This is a genomic window from Pseudomonas lactucae, from assembly GCF_016937615.1.
GTDB lineage: Bacteria > Pseudomonadota > Gammaproteobacteria > Pseudomonadales > Pseudomonadaceae > Aquipseudomonas > Aquipseudomonas lactucae.
The window spans coordinates 1-13431 of sequence record NZ_JAFHKI010000143.1; the positions used below are offsets into that span (position 1 = coordinate 1).

A 13431-nucleotide genomic window follows, 5' to 3' on the forward strand; every position below is an offset into this window, starting at 1 on the left:
GCCCCCTCCCACATTTGGTTATAGGTTGCATCAGAGGCGGTGGTGCTAGCCCTTGCCTTTGGTCCGGGTCATATTCGGCCCACCATTCTTCTCCAGATGCTGAATGATGATCCCCGCCACATCCTTGCCCGTGGTGGTCTCGATCCCTTCCAGGCCCGGTGATGAATTCACCTCCATCACCAGCGGCCCGTGGTTTGACCGCAGGATATCCACACCCGCCACGGCCAGCCCCATGACCTTGGCCGCCCGCAGCGCGGTCATGCGTTCTTCCGGGGTGATCTTGATCAGGCTGGCACTGCCGCCGCGGTGCAGGTTGGAGCGAAACTCGCCAGGCTTGGCCTGACGCTTCATCGCCGCGATCACCTTGTCGCCCACCACGAAGCAGCGAATATCCGCACCACCGGCTTCCTTGATGTATTCCTGCACCATGATGTTCTGCTTGAGGCCCATGAACGCCTCGATCACCGACTCGGCGGCCGTCGCGGTTTCACACAGCACCACGCCGATGCCCTGGGTGCCTTCCAGCACTTTGATCACCAAGGGCGCGCCATTGACCATTTCGATCAGGTCGGGGATGTCGTCGGGGGAGTGGGCGAAACCGGTGACCGGCAGGCCGATGCCCCGACGCGACAGCAGTTGCAGCGAACGCAGTTTGTCTCGCGAGCGCGCAATGGCGACCGATTCATTCAGGGGGAACACCCCCATCATTTCAAACTGGCGCAGTACCGCGCAGCCATAAAACGTCACCGAAGCGCCGATACGCGGGATCACCGCATCAAAGCCCTCCAGCGGCTTACCGCGGTAATGGATCTGCGGCTTGTGGCTGGCAATGTTCATGTAGGCACGCAACGTGTCGATCACCACCATTTCGTGGCCACGTTCGGTGCCGGCCTCGACCAGGCGGCGGGTGGAATACAGACGCGGGTTTCGCGACAGCACAGCAATCTTCATGCAGCACCTGGGGCAGAAATAGTAGAGACCGGGAACACCGGCTTGTCTTGAACGTACTTGAGGCCGGGATTGACTACCAACTGGCCGTCAATCAATGCCTTGGAGCCCAGCAATAAGCGGTAACGCATGGCCTTGCGGCAGGCGAGGGTGAATTCCACGCGCCATACCCCATCCCCCAGCGCCAGGGTGGTGCTGATCACATAGCGCACCTGCGCATGGCCGTTGGAGCTCTTGATGGTTTTCATTGTCACCAGTGGGGCTTCGCAGCGGCGATGACGCAGCTGCACCACGCTGCCCAGGTGTGCGGTAAAGCGCACCCACTTTTCACCGTCGCGCTCAAAGGGCTCGATATCGGTGGCATGCAGGCTGGAGGTGCTGGCACCGGTGTCGATCTTGGCGCGCAGGCCTGCCACTCCCAGGTCGGGAAGTGCCACCCACTCACGCAGACCCACAACGGTCAAATGGTCAAATGTCTTCAATATGGGTAACCGATCAGTTCGCCCAGGACTGAGGTGAGACCTCGGCCAGGGCATTGAATGCGGGCTTGGCGAACCAGTAACCCTGCATCAGAAATATTCCACAGTCGGACAGAAAGTCTCGCTCGCCGGCAGTTTCGACGCCTTCGGCAATGACAGTAACGCCCAACTGCTCACAGATTGTGACAATCCCCCGGACGATCACCTGACGGACACGGTCCTGGTCGACATCGCGAATCAGCGCCATATCGAGTTTGATCAGGTCAGGTTGGAAATCGGCCAACAGATTCAGCCCCGAATAGCCCGCGCCGAAATCATCGATGGCGGTCTTGAAGCCGAATTCGCGGTATTCACGCAGAATATTCGTCAAATGGCGATAGTTATCTACATGCTCGCTTTCGAGGGTCTCGAAAATCAGCCGGTCCACTGGGAAATTATGTGCACGGGCCGCCTCCAGCGTGCTGCGGATACACAGCTCCGGACGGTAGACAGCATTGGGCATGAAATTGATCGAAAGGTAGGTCTGCATCCCCAATGCCGCAGCGCCGGCGATCGCCTGGGTACGGCAGCGCTGGTCGAAGCGGTAACGATTGGCTTCGGTGATTTGATCGAGCACCGACAGCGCGCCTTCACCGTTGACACCGCGCACCAAGGCTTCGTTGGCGAAGATCGAATGGTCACGAAGGTCTACGATGGGCTGGTAGGCGAAAGCAAAATCGAACCCCAGGGGCTCGCTTTGCTGGCATCCCACGCATCGCTGGTTTGGCGAGGTCAGTGAAATCGGAAAGTCGGTCACGGCATGTCCTCGCGAAAACAGAATGCTACCTGGCGTATCTTAGGTGAGCCTTGGGGTTTATGCGTCGAAGGGTTTCAACGGTAAAGTTGCGACATTTTTCAGAGCGAGGAATTCAAGTGGCTCAGAAGCAGGAAGAGGAAGAAAAGGTCCGGTTGGACAAGTGGTTGTGGGCCGCGCGTTTCTACAAGACGCGTGCCCTGGCGAAGGCCGCCATTGAGAGTGGCAAGGTGCATCACGCGGCGAGCGCTGCAAACCGGGCAAGGAGCCGCGCATCGGCGACGAGTTGCAGATTCGTACCGGTTTCGACGAAAAGACCATCGTGGTCCAGGCGCTGTCCATCGTGCGCCGGGGCGCGCCTGAAGCGCAGGCGTTGTACACCGAGACCGAAGCCAGCATCGCCAAGCGCGAAAATGCGGCGGCGATGCGCAAGGCGGGGGCTTCAGGCCTGACCACCGATGGCAAGCCAAGCAAGAAGCAGCGCCGCGATCTGTTCAAGTTTCGCGGCAGTGGCAATGATGAGTGATCGCGCAGATCCTCCAGTGGGAAGGGGCGTTAAGGGGCTGTGCGCACGATGCTCAATTGTCCGATCACCGGCAACTTGCCGAGTAACTCGAAGATCGGCGTCGTCACCCTCAGCAGCACCCCTGACATCACCGCCACAAACGGCGTGTAATACCCCCAACCCAACGCCAACAGCGCCAGCAACACCCCGCCGATGTAATCGTCCTGGCCCCAATGCGCGCCTGCCACCAGGCGCGGCATCATGAACAACAGTGCCAGCCCCCAGATCACCAGCACCTGGCCGACACGCCGGGCAAATACCGTCATGAACATTCCCCAGATCAACAGCACCGACGCATGATCTCCCGGAAAGCTCTGGCTCGAACGGTCCTTCAGCTCCCAGGTTTTCTCCAGACCAGGGAAAAAGTCACTCATCTGCACCGCCCCACCGATCACCATCGAGGGGCTGTTGTGTTGCCAGCCCATCTGCGCGGCCAGCTTGGAAAACAGCATGCGGATGAACAACAGCAGCAACAAAATGCCGACAAAACCTAACAGCGCCTGCCGCACCTGCACGGCCTTGAATACCCAGTCGCCGCGAATCAGCAGGGTCAGCAGAATCACCCCGACCACCGCATCAAACGGCCGCAAACTGGCGACAGCCCACAGATGCAGCCACGTTGCGTTGGTCGCCAGCGGGTCGTTGAGCAGATGAAACAGCCACTCGTCGAAAATCACACACAGCATCTGCCCCGTGGGCCACAGCCAAAAACACAGCAGCCCGATAGCGAGTAGATTGCAAAGAGCCCATCGCCGGAGGTTCCACTTGGCTTGGAACAAACCCGGATTGTTCATAAACTGTCCCTCTTCGCTCTATTCAGTTCTCTGTTTCCAAGAGAAAACCGCACCAGAATGGTGCTAAAGCGTTTAATTTTATAAACGCTGTAACCAATTTGTCATCAATTCAGATACCCAGACCTATGACTGATTTACCGGATTCCGACTTCACCCAACGCTTCATTTTCGACGAGAGCGACGCCCGCGGCGAGATGGTCTCGTTGGAGCGCAGCTATGCCGAAGTCCTTGCCAAGCACCCCTATCCGGAGCCGGTCGCACAGCTGCTTGGTGAGCTGATGGCGGCCGCCGCGCTGCTGGTCGGCACCATGAAATTCGACGGCTTGCTGATCCTGCAGGCCCGCTCCGAAGGGCCGGTGCCGATGCTGATGATCGAGTGCTCCAGCGAGCGTGAGATCCGTGGACTGGCTCGCTACGAGGCTGACCGGATCGCTCCGGACGCCACGCTCAGCGATCTGATGGCCAATGGCGTATTGGCCATTACGGTCGACCCGACGGAAGGCCAGCGTTACCAGGGTATCGTCGACCTCGACGGCGAAACGCTGTCGGACTGCTTCACCAACTATTTCGTGATGTCCCAGCAGGTGGGCACCAAGTTCTGGCTCAACGCCGACGGCAAGCGCGCCCGTGGACTGTTGGTCCAACAACTGCCGGCCGACCGTATCAAGGACGACGATGACCGTGCTGAAAGCTGGCGGCACATCATTGCCCTGGCCGACACCCTGAAAGCCGAAGAACTGCTGGGCCTGGACAACGAAACCATCCTGCATCGCCTGTACCACGAAGAAGCCGTGCGCTTGTTCGATGCACAGGGCCTGCGCTTCAAGTGCAGCTGCTCGCGCGAGCGTTCGGCCAATGCGTTGGTCAGCCTGGGCCTGGAAGATGCGCAAAATCTGGTTGTGGAACACGGTGGCCATATCGAGATCGACTGCCAGTTCTGCAACGAGCGCTACCTGTTCGATGCGGCTGATGTCGCTCAATTGTTCGCCGGCGCTGGCATCGACACGCCTTCCGACACCCGCCACTAAAACGTTTAAGCACAGGTAAATCACCTGACAAATGCCGGATTAGAGGTGTTCTGACGGGAGGGCCCTACTCTTTTTGGGCTTTTCTGGCATAATCCGGCCCACTTTTTTCGCGGTAGTAGTGCGCAACTTTCTACTACAAAACGTTTGGAGCACTCGGCCACAGGCCGACGGGGAACCTCATGACGCAAGCCAATAACGCCGTATACACCGATCTGAGTGTTGACGATCTGGTCAAAGAAGCCCTGCAGCGCGGTGAAGGCGTGCTTGCCGATACTGGCGCGCTGGTCGTGGAAACCGGTCACCGCACCGGTCGTTCGCCGGTTGACCGTTTCATCGTTGAAGAGCCATCCACCCAGGACGCCATCGCCTGGGGCCCGATCAACCGCAAGTTCCCGGCCGACAAGTTCGATGCCCTGTGGAACCGCGTAGAAGCCTTCAACAACGCGCAAGAGCACTTCGTTTCCCACGTTCACGTAGGGGCTGCCGAAGACCACTACCTGGCCGTGAAAATGACCACCCAGACTGCCTGGCAGAACCTGTTCGGTCGTTGCCTGTTCATCAACCCGGCACAGTACAACCCGGCCGGTCGTGATGAGTGGCAAGTGCTCAACGTGGCCAACTTCGAGTGCGTGCCAGAGCGTGACGGCACCAACTCCGACGGTTGCGTGATCCTCAACTTCGCCCAGAAAAAAGTGCTGATCGCTGGTATGCGCTACGCCGGTGAAATGAAAAAAGCCATGTTCTCGGTGCAGAACTTCCTGCTGCCGGCCGCCGACGTACTGCCGATGCACTGCGCCGCCAACATTGGCGAAGCGGGCGACGTGACCCTGTTCTTCGGCCTGTCCGGCACTGGCAAGACCACCCTGTCGGCCGACGAAAGCCGTTACCTGATCGGTGACGACGAACACGGCTGGGGCGAGGGCGTGGTGTTCAACATCGAAGGCGGTTGCTATGCCAAGTGCATCGACCTGTCCGAGAAGAACGAGCCGGTCATCTGGAAAGCCATCAAGCACGGCGCGGTATTGGAAAACGTCGTGATCGACGAAGCCAAGCACGCCGACTACGCCGACGTGAGCCTGACCCAGAACAGCCGTGCCGCCTACCCGCTGGAGCACGTTGCCAAGCGTTCCGAGAAGAACCTGGGCGGCGAGCCAAACGCGGTAATCTTCCTGACCTGCGACCTGACCGGCGTACTGCCGCCCGTGTCGATCCTTAGCGAAGAGCAAGCGGCCTACCACTTCCTGTCCGGCTACACCGCATTGGTGGGCTCGACCGAAATGGGTTCGGGCAGCGGCATCAAGTCGACCTTCTCCACCTGCTTCGGTGCGCCATTCTTCCCGCGCCCGGCCGGTGAATACGCTGAGCTGTTGATCAAGCGCATCCGCGGGTTCGGCTCCAAGGTCTACCTGGTCAACACCGGCTGGACCGGCGGCGGCTACGGCGTTGGCAAACGCTTCAACATCCCGACCACGCGCGGCGTCATCGCAGCGATCCAGAGCGGCGCTCTGATCGGTGCCGAAACCGAACACCTCGACACCATCAACCTCGACGTGCCATTGGCCGTACCGGGCGTTGAAACCGGCCTGTTGAACCCACGTAACACCTGGGCTGACAAGGCGGCTTACGATGAAGCGGCGAAGGCGTTGGCCGGTCTGTTCATCGAGAACTTCAAGAAGTTTGAAGTGAGCGATGCGATCAAGGCTGCGGGTCCTAAGTTGTAAGATTCGCATGTTGTGAAAAAGCGCCTCTTGTGGGCGGCTTTTTTGTGCGCGAGCGGTCAGTCGGCGATGTGCAGAACCACCGCCCCGACCAGCACCAACACAACCCCCAGCACCTGTAAGGCCGACAGTCGCTCCTTGAAAAACACAAACCCCAGAATCGCCGCAATCCCACCCGACAACGTACTGATCACTGTCACCACCGAGACCGACCCAGCCATCGCTCCCCACGAAAACGCCGAGAACCCGCCGAGGTTCATCACGCTGGCGCCGGTTAACGTTGCGCAGTTTTTCAACGGCGGTATTTTCAGGCCGTCCTTGATCCTCAGCACCATCATCACCAGTACGCACACGCCCACCAGATAACCCAGCCACAGCATGGTAATCGGCCCCAGCGCCGGTAATGTATAGCGGCCCTGCAACCAGAAACTGGTGCCGTACAGCAATGCGGCGAGCATGGCGTAGGCGATGGACAGGCGTGGGTTGTTATGAGGGACGCCGTTGTCCTTGTGGAGGCTGGAGAGGATCACACCGAGCACGCACAGGGCGATGCAGCCGAGTTGGATCAGATTGATGTGTTCACCGCTGGCCCAGGACAGCAGGGTGGTGACCACGCCGTATGACGTCACCAGCGGCGCAACGATGGCTGCTTTGCCCAGAGCGAAGGCCTTGGACAGCGCGAGCGCGCCGGACACAGTGAGCAGTGCGGCGGCAATGCCCAGCAGCCAGACGCTCAGTGACGCATCGAGGGCTTTGAAGAGGAAGATCGGAAAGATGACCAGCAGCAAGGTCATGATCAGGAAGCCAAGTGCCTGGCCGAAATACACGGCGCGTTTAACACCGACGGCGCGGGCATTGAGGCCCACGAGGAAATCCGTGCCGCCCCAGAGCAGGGCGGCCAGCAGGCCCATTGTTACGTCCATGTAAGGTCCTTGTTGTTTTGAGCGCGACCCCTTGGGCTCACGCAGATCCAATGTGGGAGGGGGTTGCGGTGTGCCTGGAGTCGGTGTTCGCTCAGCTCAGGTTCTCCAGCGTCTGCGTGTCCCAGCTGTGGGTCTTGATCGCCAGGTAGAGCATGCCGATGGTCAGCGGCACTTTTTCGCCACGACCCTTGGCGCGGTGTTTCATGAACACGTCGAACATTGGCGGGTTGAAGTAACGATAAGCGTCATAATCGCCCAGGTCGACGCCAAAATCCTGTTCCAGTGCTTCCATGAGTTGTTTGGCCTCGCTGCCGTCGCAACCCAGGTCGAAGTTGATCGAGGTTTGCAGGCGGAGGGTCTTGTGTTTCGGCAGGCCGATTTCTTCGTGCAGCAGTTGCAACAACTGTTGCATCGCGGGGTCTTCGGGGAAGTTGGGGGCCAGGTTCATGGTGGGGGCACGCAGGAGTGGGTGAAGGGGATGGTTGTGTGATCTTTTGTGTTTGTTTTGGGTGAACAAGAGATCGACACCTGTGATGAAGGCAATGATCGGGAAACTGAAGAATGGTAACTGTGTTATCCAGGACGTGGCGCTGAATAAAAGTGTGGGTCCTGTAAGCGTAAGGGCTAACCCAGTCCATTTTCTGATTACGGGGTGCTTCAGTTTCCTATCCAATACAGTGGCAAGTACTACAAGGATGATAAGAGTTATCCAGGGAGAGTATTCGGTCACCGTATTATCCTCCCTGGAACTTTCGGACCATGGCTGACAACGATCGTTGAGGACCGATGCCGCCGTTTACTTGTGCGTCTATGCCGATGATGACGTCTGCGGCGTGATAGCTGCGAATGACATCTTTCACTTTCAGGCCAACTGCTCCACCTGCGGCGGCTCCCAAAAAGGGTGATGCCAGGCTGATGGGCGCTGAAACAGCACTGGCGATCAACCCTGCCACGATGGTTCCACGTTCATTAAGCAAATCGGCCTGGCGCCGGGTCAGCGGCTTGGAGATTGCGACAGTCATCTTGCAAGGTAAATCACGGGCAAGCATTTTTTCGTAAAGGCGCATCAGGCGGTAGCGAACTTCGTTTGCTGAAGGGCCGGCCTCCAATAAACAAAGGTTTGCCAGTGCCTGTCGGTTGGCAGGTACAACGGTAAGGCGAATCACAGTGAACGTGACGCCGTAATGACCGATGTGTTGAGTCCGTTCGATGTTCACATTTTTTTGCCGAAAAAATTGAGAGAGCGCTAGTTTCGGTCAGAAATAGGGGGGGCCTGTAGTGGGGCGGGCAGGTGTTTTTCGCAGTTTAGGAATGGGCTTGCACGGTGTTTGGTTGTTTCCTACAGCAGCTTCTGGCATTTTCGGCTTGGCAGCGATTTGGCAGCTGAAACGGGTCAAATGTGGGCGCTGGCCGGCTTATTGATACACCGCTCAAAAATCGCCTCAAGCCCCCGATAATCACACGCCACCGCATCAATATTCGCCGGTATCCACGCCGCATGCTTCACCAGCCACCAATTCACCGAAAACCCCGCATTCACGATGATCTGTTCGAACAAAATCCGCTGCGCCCGGCCGTTGCCTTCGCGGAAGGGGTGGATAACATTGAGGTCGCCGTATGCCTGGGCAATCTGCGTTACCAGTTCGGCCTGGCTCGCGTCGACAAACCAGTTCGCCTCTTCCATATGCCGAATGATCTTCGCCGCTTCCGGCGGAATGCGCTCCGGGGTGCAGAACAGCGTGTCGCCTTTCTGGATGTTGACGCTGCGCAGTTCACCGGCCCAGTCATAGATGTCGCCGAACAGCGTACGGTGGATATGTTGCAGGCGCTCGAGGTCATAGGGCGGCGGGAAGAGCGGGAGGCTGCCTACGGCGATTTCGGATAATTCCCGCTCGGCCTGGTGCAGGCGGTGTTCGTCGAGCAAATCGAGGCGGTTGCGCAGGACGCTGCTACCGGGATAGCAGTACGGGTCCTGGCCCACCCCGTATTTGTCGAGCATCAGCGTGAGGTGTTGCGGTACTTGGCAAGCACGGCTTCGCGGGTCGGCAGGGGTTTGTCGACGTCGGCGGGTTGGGTCTCGAACCCTTCCAGGCGCAGGCTGGCCAGGTAATTGGAACGGCGGATCTTATGGTAGTGATCCTGTTTTTGCTCAAACGTCAGTTCGCTCATCGCAGCGTCCTCCTGGGTAGCAAGGCTTGATTGTAGCGCAATGCGTCAGCGGGCAGGCGGGATAAAAACCGCGTCACATTTTGTATAAAAAGTCCGCCAGCAGACTGAATTCAGCGTATGTTTCACCGCAAAATCTTGTAGGGCGATTCCGCCCGTTACTTAAAGGGAGTTAAGCATGAGTTTGCTTCGTGTCGCTTCGGCGATGTCTTTGTGTGCGGTGGCTTTTTCCGTTCAGGCCGAACAGTTGCCGATTGAAGTGCTCAGCGCGGTGGTCAAGGACCAGAAAATCGCCGACGCCGAAGTGCTGCTGCAACGCAACGGCGCGCAGAACGTGGTGGGTCGTACCAACGCTCAGGGCCAGGTGACCTTGACCAGCGAGGCGGCTGATGATGCCAGCAACCTGCTGATCATCAAGAAGCCTGGTTATTCCAACCTGGTGGTGAAGTGCCCGTGCAAGGGCATGACCTATGCCATCAGCCCGGTGATGGAAAACCTCGATGGCCTGCGTGTGGTACTGACCTGGGGCCAGACGCCGGACGATCTCGACTCCCATATGATCTTTCCCGGCAACAATATCTACTTCGAGAACAAAACCGGCACCGACGCCGAGTTGGACGTGGATGACACCGACAGCTACGGCCCGGAAACCATCACCCTGCAGAAAAAACACTACGGCGAAAGCTACGTTTACGCCGTGCACGACTACAGCAACGGCGGCAATCCAAGCTCGCGCCAGTTGTCCAACAGCGAAGCCAAAGTGTTCGTGTACATGGGCCAATCGCTGGTACGCACCTACTATGTGCCGAAAAACCGCAGCGGTAACCTGTGGACAGTGTTCCGCATGACCGGTAGCGGCGACTTCCAGGACATCAACACGTTCAGCGGTGTGAAGGTCGATGCCAAGAACGTACTGAACGAAGTAAAACCGTTGCTGGATGACAGCGTTGCAGTCACCGCAGTAGCTGTCAGCTCATCCGCACAAGCTGATGCGAAGCGTCTGAACGTACAGGGTGAAGCGGCCTACCAAGCGGGTAACCTGGACCAGGCGATTGATCTGTTCCGTCAGGCTATCGATCTGGACAATGGGTTTGGCAAGGCCTACGGCAACCTCGGTCTGGCGTATCAGAAGGCCGGCAACACTGCCGAGTCGATCTGGGCCAATCGCAAGGCCATCGCCCTGGCGACCGGTGCCAATGCGGCCACCGTACGTGCCGGCGCCTACTACAACATTGCGCGGATCTATGAAGCGGCGGGGCAGTTTGCGGATGCGTTGCGTCATTACCAATTGGCCAAGGAGCAGAAGGCCAATCCGGTGTATGACACGGCGATTGAGCGCGTGCGGAACCGCTGATTCAGCCATGGCGCAGTCCTGAAAATGTGGGAGGGGGCAAGCCCCTCCCACATTTGGATCTGTGTCTTCCTGCTACCTGCTCAGATTATTCCCACTTCGGCCCTGGGCCATCCCCCACCCTGTGTATCATCCTGTCTCTTTTTTTCATGCGACCTTTCTCGATCCGCTGAGCTGACTGGGCTACGTTTTTAAGCCACGTTCAACGGTCAATGGAGTGACAGCCTATGCACGACACCCTCCAGCAGGTCTTCGGTTATCCACAGTTTCGTTTGGGCCAGGAAGAAACGGTCAGCGCCGTTCTGGCAGGTCGTTCGGCGGCCGCGATTTTCCCGACCGGGTCGGGCAAGTCCCTGTGTTATCAACTGTCTGCCGTACTGCTGCCACACCTGACACTGGTGGTGTCGCCACTGTTGGCGTTGATGCAGGACCAGTTGGGCTTCTTGCAACGCCACGGTATCTCGGCGGGCAGCATCGATTCGGCGCAGAGTCGCGAGGCGGCCAATGACGTGATGGCTCGCGCCCGTTCCGGCGAGTTGAAAATCCTGATGATTTCCGTGGAGCGCCTGAAGAACGAGCGCTTTCGTAATTTTCTGCAAAGCGTGCGGATCTCGTTGCTGGTGGTGGACGAGGCGCACTGTATTTCCGAATGGGGTCACAACTTTCGTCCGGACTACCTGAAACTGCCGGACTACCAACGCCAGTTCAAGATCCCGCAAGCGCTGCTGCTGACGGCCACAGCCACACCCAAAGTGATCGCCGATATGCAGGCCAAGTTCGCCATTGCGCCGCACGATGTGGTGACCACGGGGTTCTATCGGCCGAACCTGAACCTGTTGGTCGAGCCGGTCAGCGGGGCAGACAAGCGCCGACGCCTGGTGCAATGGATGAGCGAGCGCGCCAACCAACCGAGCATCGTCTACGTCACCCTGCAGAAAACCGCCGAGCAGATCGCCGAACACTTGAATCGCAACGGCATCCAGGCCGAGGCCTATCACGCCGGTTTGCCCCATGACAAACGCGAAGGTATCCAGCAGCGCTTCATGGGCGGTCGCTCCAATTGCATTGTCGCCACCATCGCGTTCGGCATGGGCATCGACAAGAGTGACATCCGCAATGTGGTGCACTTCGACCTGCCCAAATCCATCGAGAACTACAGCCAGGAAATCGGCCGCGCCGGGCGTGATGGCCAGCCTTCGGACTGCCTGGTGTTGGCCAACCGCGACAGTCTCAATGTGCTGGAGAACTTCATCTACGGCGATACGCCCGAGCAGGAGGGCATCCGCCACGTGCTCGAAGACTTGCAGGCGGCGCGCAGCGAGGGGCAGTGGGAGTTTGTGCTGAGGTCGCTGTCGGACCACAGCAATATTCGCGAGTTGCCGCTCAAGACGCTGTTGGTGCAACTGGAACTCAAGGGCGTGATCGCGCCGCGCTATGCGTTTTATGCCGAATACCGCTTCAAGTACCTGATTGAGCCAGAGGCTTTACTGGGGCGCTTCTCCGGTGAGCGGCAGCAGTTTGTCGCGGCCATTATCCAGGTGTGCAAGCGCGCGAAAACCTGGGCGACGGTGGATTTCGACGCGCTTTACCAGCAGCACAACGCCGAGCGCAGCCGCGTGGTGAAGGCGCTGGATTACTTCCAGGAGCAGGGCCTGATCGAGCTGGAAAGCAAGCAGATGACGGAGGTCTACAGCCTGCTGAATACCGATTTTGATCCACAGGTGCTGAGCGCCGAGTTATACACAGGCTTCAAGCAGCACGAGGTGACGGAGGTGGCGCGGATTCACGCCATGCTTGATCTGTTTGCCACTGAACAGTGCCTGGGGCAACGGTTGGCGCGTTATTTCGGTGATGAGAACGCACCGCAGCGCTGCGGACATTGCTCGGTGTGCCACGGGCACGTCGCGCATCTGCCACCGCCGCCGAGTCTGCCGCCGCTTGTGGATAAAAACTTCATGGGGCTGTGCGGTGATTTTATCCACAGGCATCATGAGCACACCGGCCAACTGCCCGGCGCGGAACGGCTGACGCGGTTCCTGGGTGGGATCAGTGTGCCGTTGTTCAACAAGTTAAAGGCGCGGGGTATTCCGGGTTTTGCTGCGCTGGAGGACTACCCCTACGCCGAAGTGCGCGAGTGGGCTGAGGCCCATTTGAACGACCTGTAAATTCCCTTTCACCAGAGGTCTACATGCCTGACTCCGTGCCGCAACGTGCCGATTACCCTCACTTCCAGCCGATCATTACGCGCTGGCACGACAATGATGTGTACGGCCATGTCAACAACGTCACCTATTACAGCTTCTTCGACACGGCGGTGAATACCTACCTGATCGAGCAGGGCGGGCTGGATATTCATGACGGTGAGGTGGTGGGATTTGTGGTGAGTTCGGCGTGCGATTACTTTGCGTCGATCGCCTTTCCCGAGCGCATTGAAATCGGCCTGCGAGTGGGCAAGTTGGGCAACAGCTCAGTGCAGTATGAGTTGGCGGTGTTCAAGACAGGCGAAGAGGACGCCTGTGCGGCGGGGCGCTTTGTGCACGTGTTTGTGGAGCGCAAGACTAACCAGCCAGTGACGATTGCGGGCACGTTGCGCGAGGCGTTGCAGCGCTTGGTGGTGTAGCCGATCCCGCAAAAGCTGCAAACACTGCGAAGCTCAATGTGGGAGG

At 58.6% G+C, this 13431-nt stretch carries 14 protein-coding genes and 1 pseudogene; 6 read left to right on the forward strand and 9 right to left on the reverse strand.

Translation table 11 applies throughout. The annotated features are described in order from the left end of the window. Positions 1-45: 45 nt before the first annotated feature. The 3 genes from rimK to rimA are packed head-to-tail and all read right to left on the reverse strand — an operon-like array spanning position 46 to position 2223. Entirely contained in the window at positions 46-951 is a 906-nt protein-coding gene (gene rimK, locus JWR98_RS23615) for a 30S ribosomal protein S6--L-glutamate ligase (RefSeq protein WP_003171022.1), read from the reverse strand. After that, positions 948-1430 (reverse strand): retropepsin-like aspartic endopeptidase RimB, encoded by a 483-nt coding sequence (gene rimB / locus JWR98_RS23620; protein ID WP_078731101.1) that lies wholly within the window; start codon positions 1428-1430, stop codon positions 948-950. Before rimB ends, rimK begins: the two co-directional genes overlap by 4 nt. Before the next feature lie 13 nt (positions 1431-1443). Further along, positions 1444-2223, reverse strand: a complete 780-nt coding sequence (gene rimA / locus JWR98_RS23625) for a S6 modification regulatory phosphodiesterase RimA (protein ID WP_078731102.1) — start codon at positions 2221-2223, stop codon at positions 1444-1446. Between the two features lie 116 nt (positions 2224-2339). Between rimA and JWR98_RS23630 the strand changes: the two are divergent. After that, positions 2340-2746: pseudogene (locus JWR98_RS23630) on the forward strand (RNA-binding S4 domain-containing protein). 29 nt (positions 2747-2775) lie between these two features. Here the strand turns inward: JWR98_RS23630 and JWR98_RS23635 are convergent. Continuing rightward, positions 2776-3579: a phosphatase PAP2 family protein gene (locus JWR98_RS23635; RefSeq protein WP_205491350.1), complete on the reverse strand. Its 804-nt coding sequence runs from the start codon at positions 3577-3579 to the stop codon at positions 2776-2778. Positions 3580-3704: 125 nt separating this feature from the next. Between JWR98_RS23635 and hslO the strand changes: the two genes are divergently transcribed. Together hslO and JWR98_RS23645 are read left to right on the forward strand one after the other, a co-directional pair. After that, positions 3705-4607, forward strand: coding sequence for an Hsp33 family molecular chaperone HslO (gene hslO / locus JWR98_RS23640; protein ID WP_078731104.1), 903 nt, complete (start codon positions 3705-3707; stop codon positions 4605-4607). Positions 4608-4786: 179 nt separating this feature from the next. Next, entirely contained in the window at positions 4787-6328 is a 1542-nt protein-coding gene (locus tag JWR98_RS23645; protein WP_078731105.1) for a phosphoenolpyruvate carboxykinase, read from the forward strand. A gap of 56 nt (positions 6329-6384) precedes the next feature. Here the strand turns inward: JWR98_RS23645 and JWR98_RS23650 are convergent, their stop codons facing one another. From JWR98_RS23650 to JWR98_RS23670, 5 genes are all read right to left on the reverse strand, one after another. Next, positions 6385-7248, reverse strand: a complete 864-nt coding sequence (locus JWR98_RS23650) for a DMT family transporter (protein WP_225908837.1) — start codon at positions 7246-7248, stop codon at positions 6385-6387. 91 nt (positions 7249-7339) lie between these two features. Further along, entirely contained in the window at positions 7340-7696 is a 357-nt protein-coding gene (locus JWR98_RS23655; protein WP_078731107.1) for a DUF1493 family protein, read from the reverse strand. Positions 7697-7982: 286 nt separating this feature from the next. Continuing rightward, positions 7983-8465, reverse strand: coding sequence for a hypothetical protein (locus JWR98_RS23660; RefSeq protein ID WP_078731108.1), 483 nt, complete (start codon positions 8463-8465; stop codon positions 7983-7985). 176 nt (positions 8466-8641) lie between these two features. Continuing rightward, positions 8642-9247, reverse strand: coding sequence for a putative adenosine monophosphate-protein transferase Fic (locus JWR98_RS23665; protein ID WP_078731109.1), 606 nt, complete (start codon positions 9245-9247; stop codon positions 8642-8644). Next, entirely contained in the window at positions 9247-9417 is a 171-nt protein-coding gene (locus tag JWR98_RS23670; protein ID WP_003171034.1) for a YhfG family protein, read from the reverse strand. The genes JWR98_RS23665 and JWR98_RS23670 overlap by 1 nt, the downstream gene beginning before the upstream one ends. Positions 9418-9592: 175 nt before the next feature. Between JWR98_RS23670 and JWR98_RS23675 the strand changes: the two genes are divergently transcribed. The 3 genes from JWR98_RS23675 to JWR98_RS23685 all read left to right on the forward strand — a co-directional run bounded on the left by JWR98_RS23675 (position 9593) and on the right by JWR98_RS23685 (position 13385). Continuing rightward, positions 9593-10768, forward strand: coding sequence for a tetratricopeptide repeat protein (locus tag JWR98_RS23675; protein ID WP_078822891.1), 1176 nt, complete (start codon positions 9593-9595; stop codon positions 10766-10768). Positions 10769-10992: 224 nt separating this feature from the next. After that, positions 10993-12930: a RecQ family ATP-dependent DNA helicase gene (locus tag JWR98_RS23680; protein WP_205491352.1), complete on the forward strand. Its 1938-nt coding sequence runs from the start codon at positions 10993-10995 to the stop codon at positions 12928-12930. A gap of 23 nt (positions 12931-12953) precedes the next feature. Next, complete coding sequence (locus JWR98_RS23685) at positions 12954-13385, forward strand: acyl-CoA thioesterase (protein WP_078731112.1); 432 nt, start codon at positions 12954-12956, stop codon at positions 13383-13385. Positions 13386-13431 lie beyond the last annotated feature (46 nt).

Coding starts and splice junctions, on each gene's coding strand:
- hslO (WP_078731104.1), top strand. CDS start 3,705: ATGACTGATTTACCGGATTCCGACTTCACCCAACGCTTCATTTTCGAC.
- JWR98_RS23675 (WP_078822891.1), top strand. CDS start 9,593: ATGAGTTTGCTTCGTGTCGCTTCGGCGATGTCTTTGTGTGCGGTGGCT.
- JWR98_RS23665 (WP_078731109.1), bottom strand. CDS start 9,247: ATGCTCGACAAATACGGGGTGGGCCAGGACCCGTACTGCTATCCCGGT.
- JWR98_RS23670 (WP_003171034.1), bottom strand. CDS start 9,417: ATGAGCGAACTGACGTTTGAGCAAAAACAGGATCACTACCATAAGATC.
- rimK (WP_003171022.1), bottom strand. CDS start 951: ATGAAGATTGCTGTGCTGTCGCGAAACCCGCGTCTGTATTCCACCCGC.
- JWR98_RS23635 (WP_205491350.1), bottom strand. CDS start 3,579: ATGAACAATCCGGGTTTGTTCCAAGCCAAGTGGAACCTCCGGCGATGG.
- JWR98_RS23655 (WP_078731107.1), bottom strand. CDS start 7,696: ATGAACCTGGCCCCCAACTTCCCCGAAGACCCCGCGATGCAACAGTTG.
- JWR98_RS23680 (WP_205491352.1), top strand. CDS start 10,993: ATGCACGACACCCTCCAGCAGGTCTTCGGTTATCCACAGTTTCGTTTG.
- JWR98_RS23645 (WP_078731105.1), top strand. CDS start 4,787: ATGACGCAAGCCAATAACGCCGTATACACCGATCTGAGTGTTGACGAT.
- JWR98_RS23650 (WP_225908837.1), bottom strand. CDS start 7,248: ATGGACGTAACAATGGGCCTGCTGGCCGCCCTGCTCTGGGGCGGCACG.
- JWR98_RS23685 (WP_078731112.1), top strand. CDS start 12,954: ATGCCTGACTCCGTGCCGCAACGTGCCGATTACCCTCACTTCCAGCCG.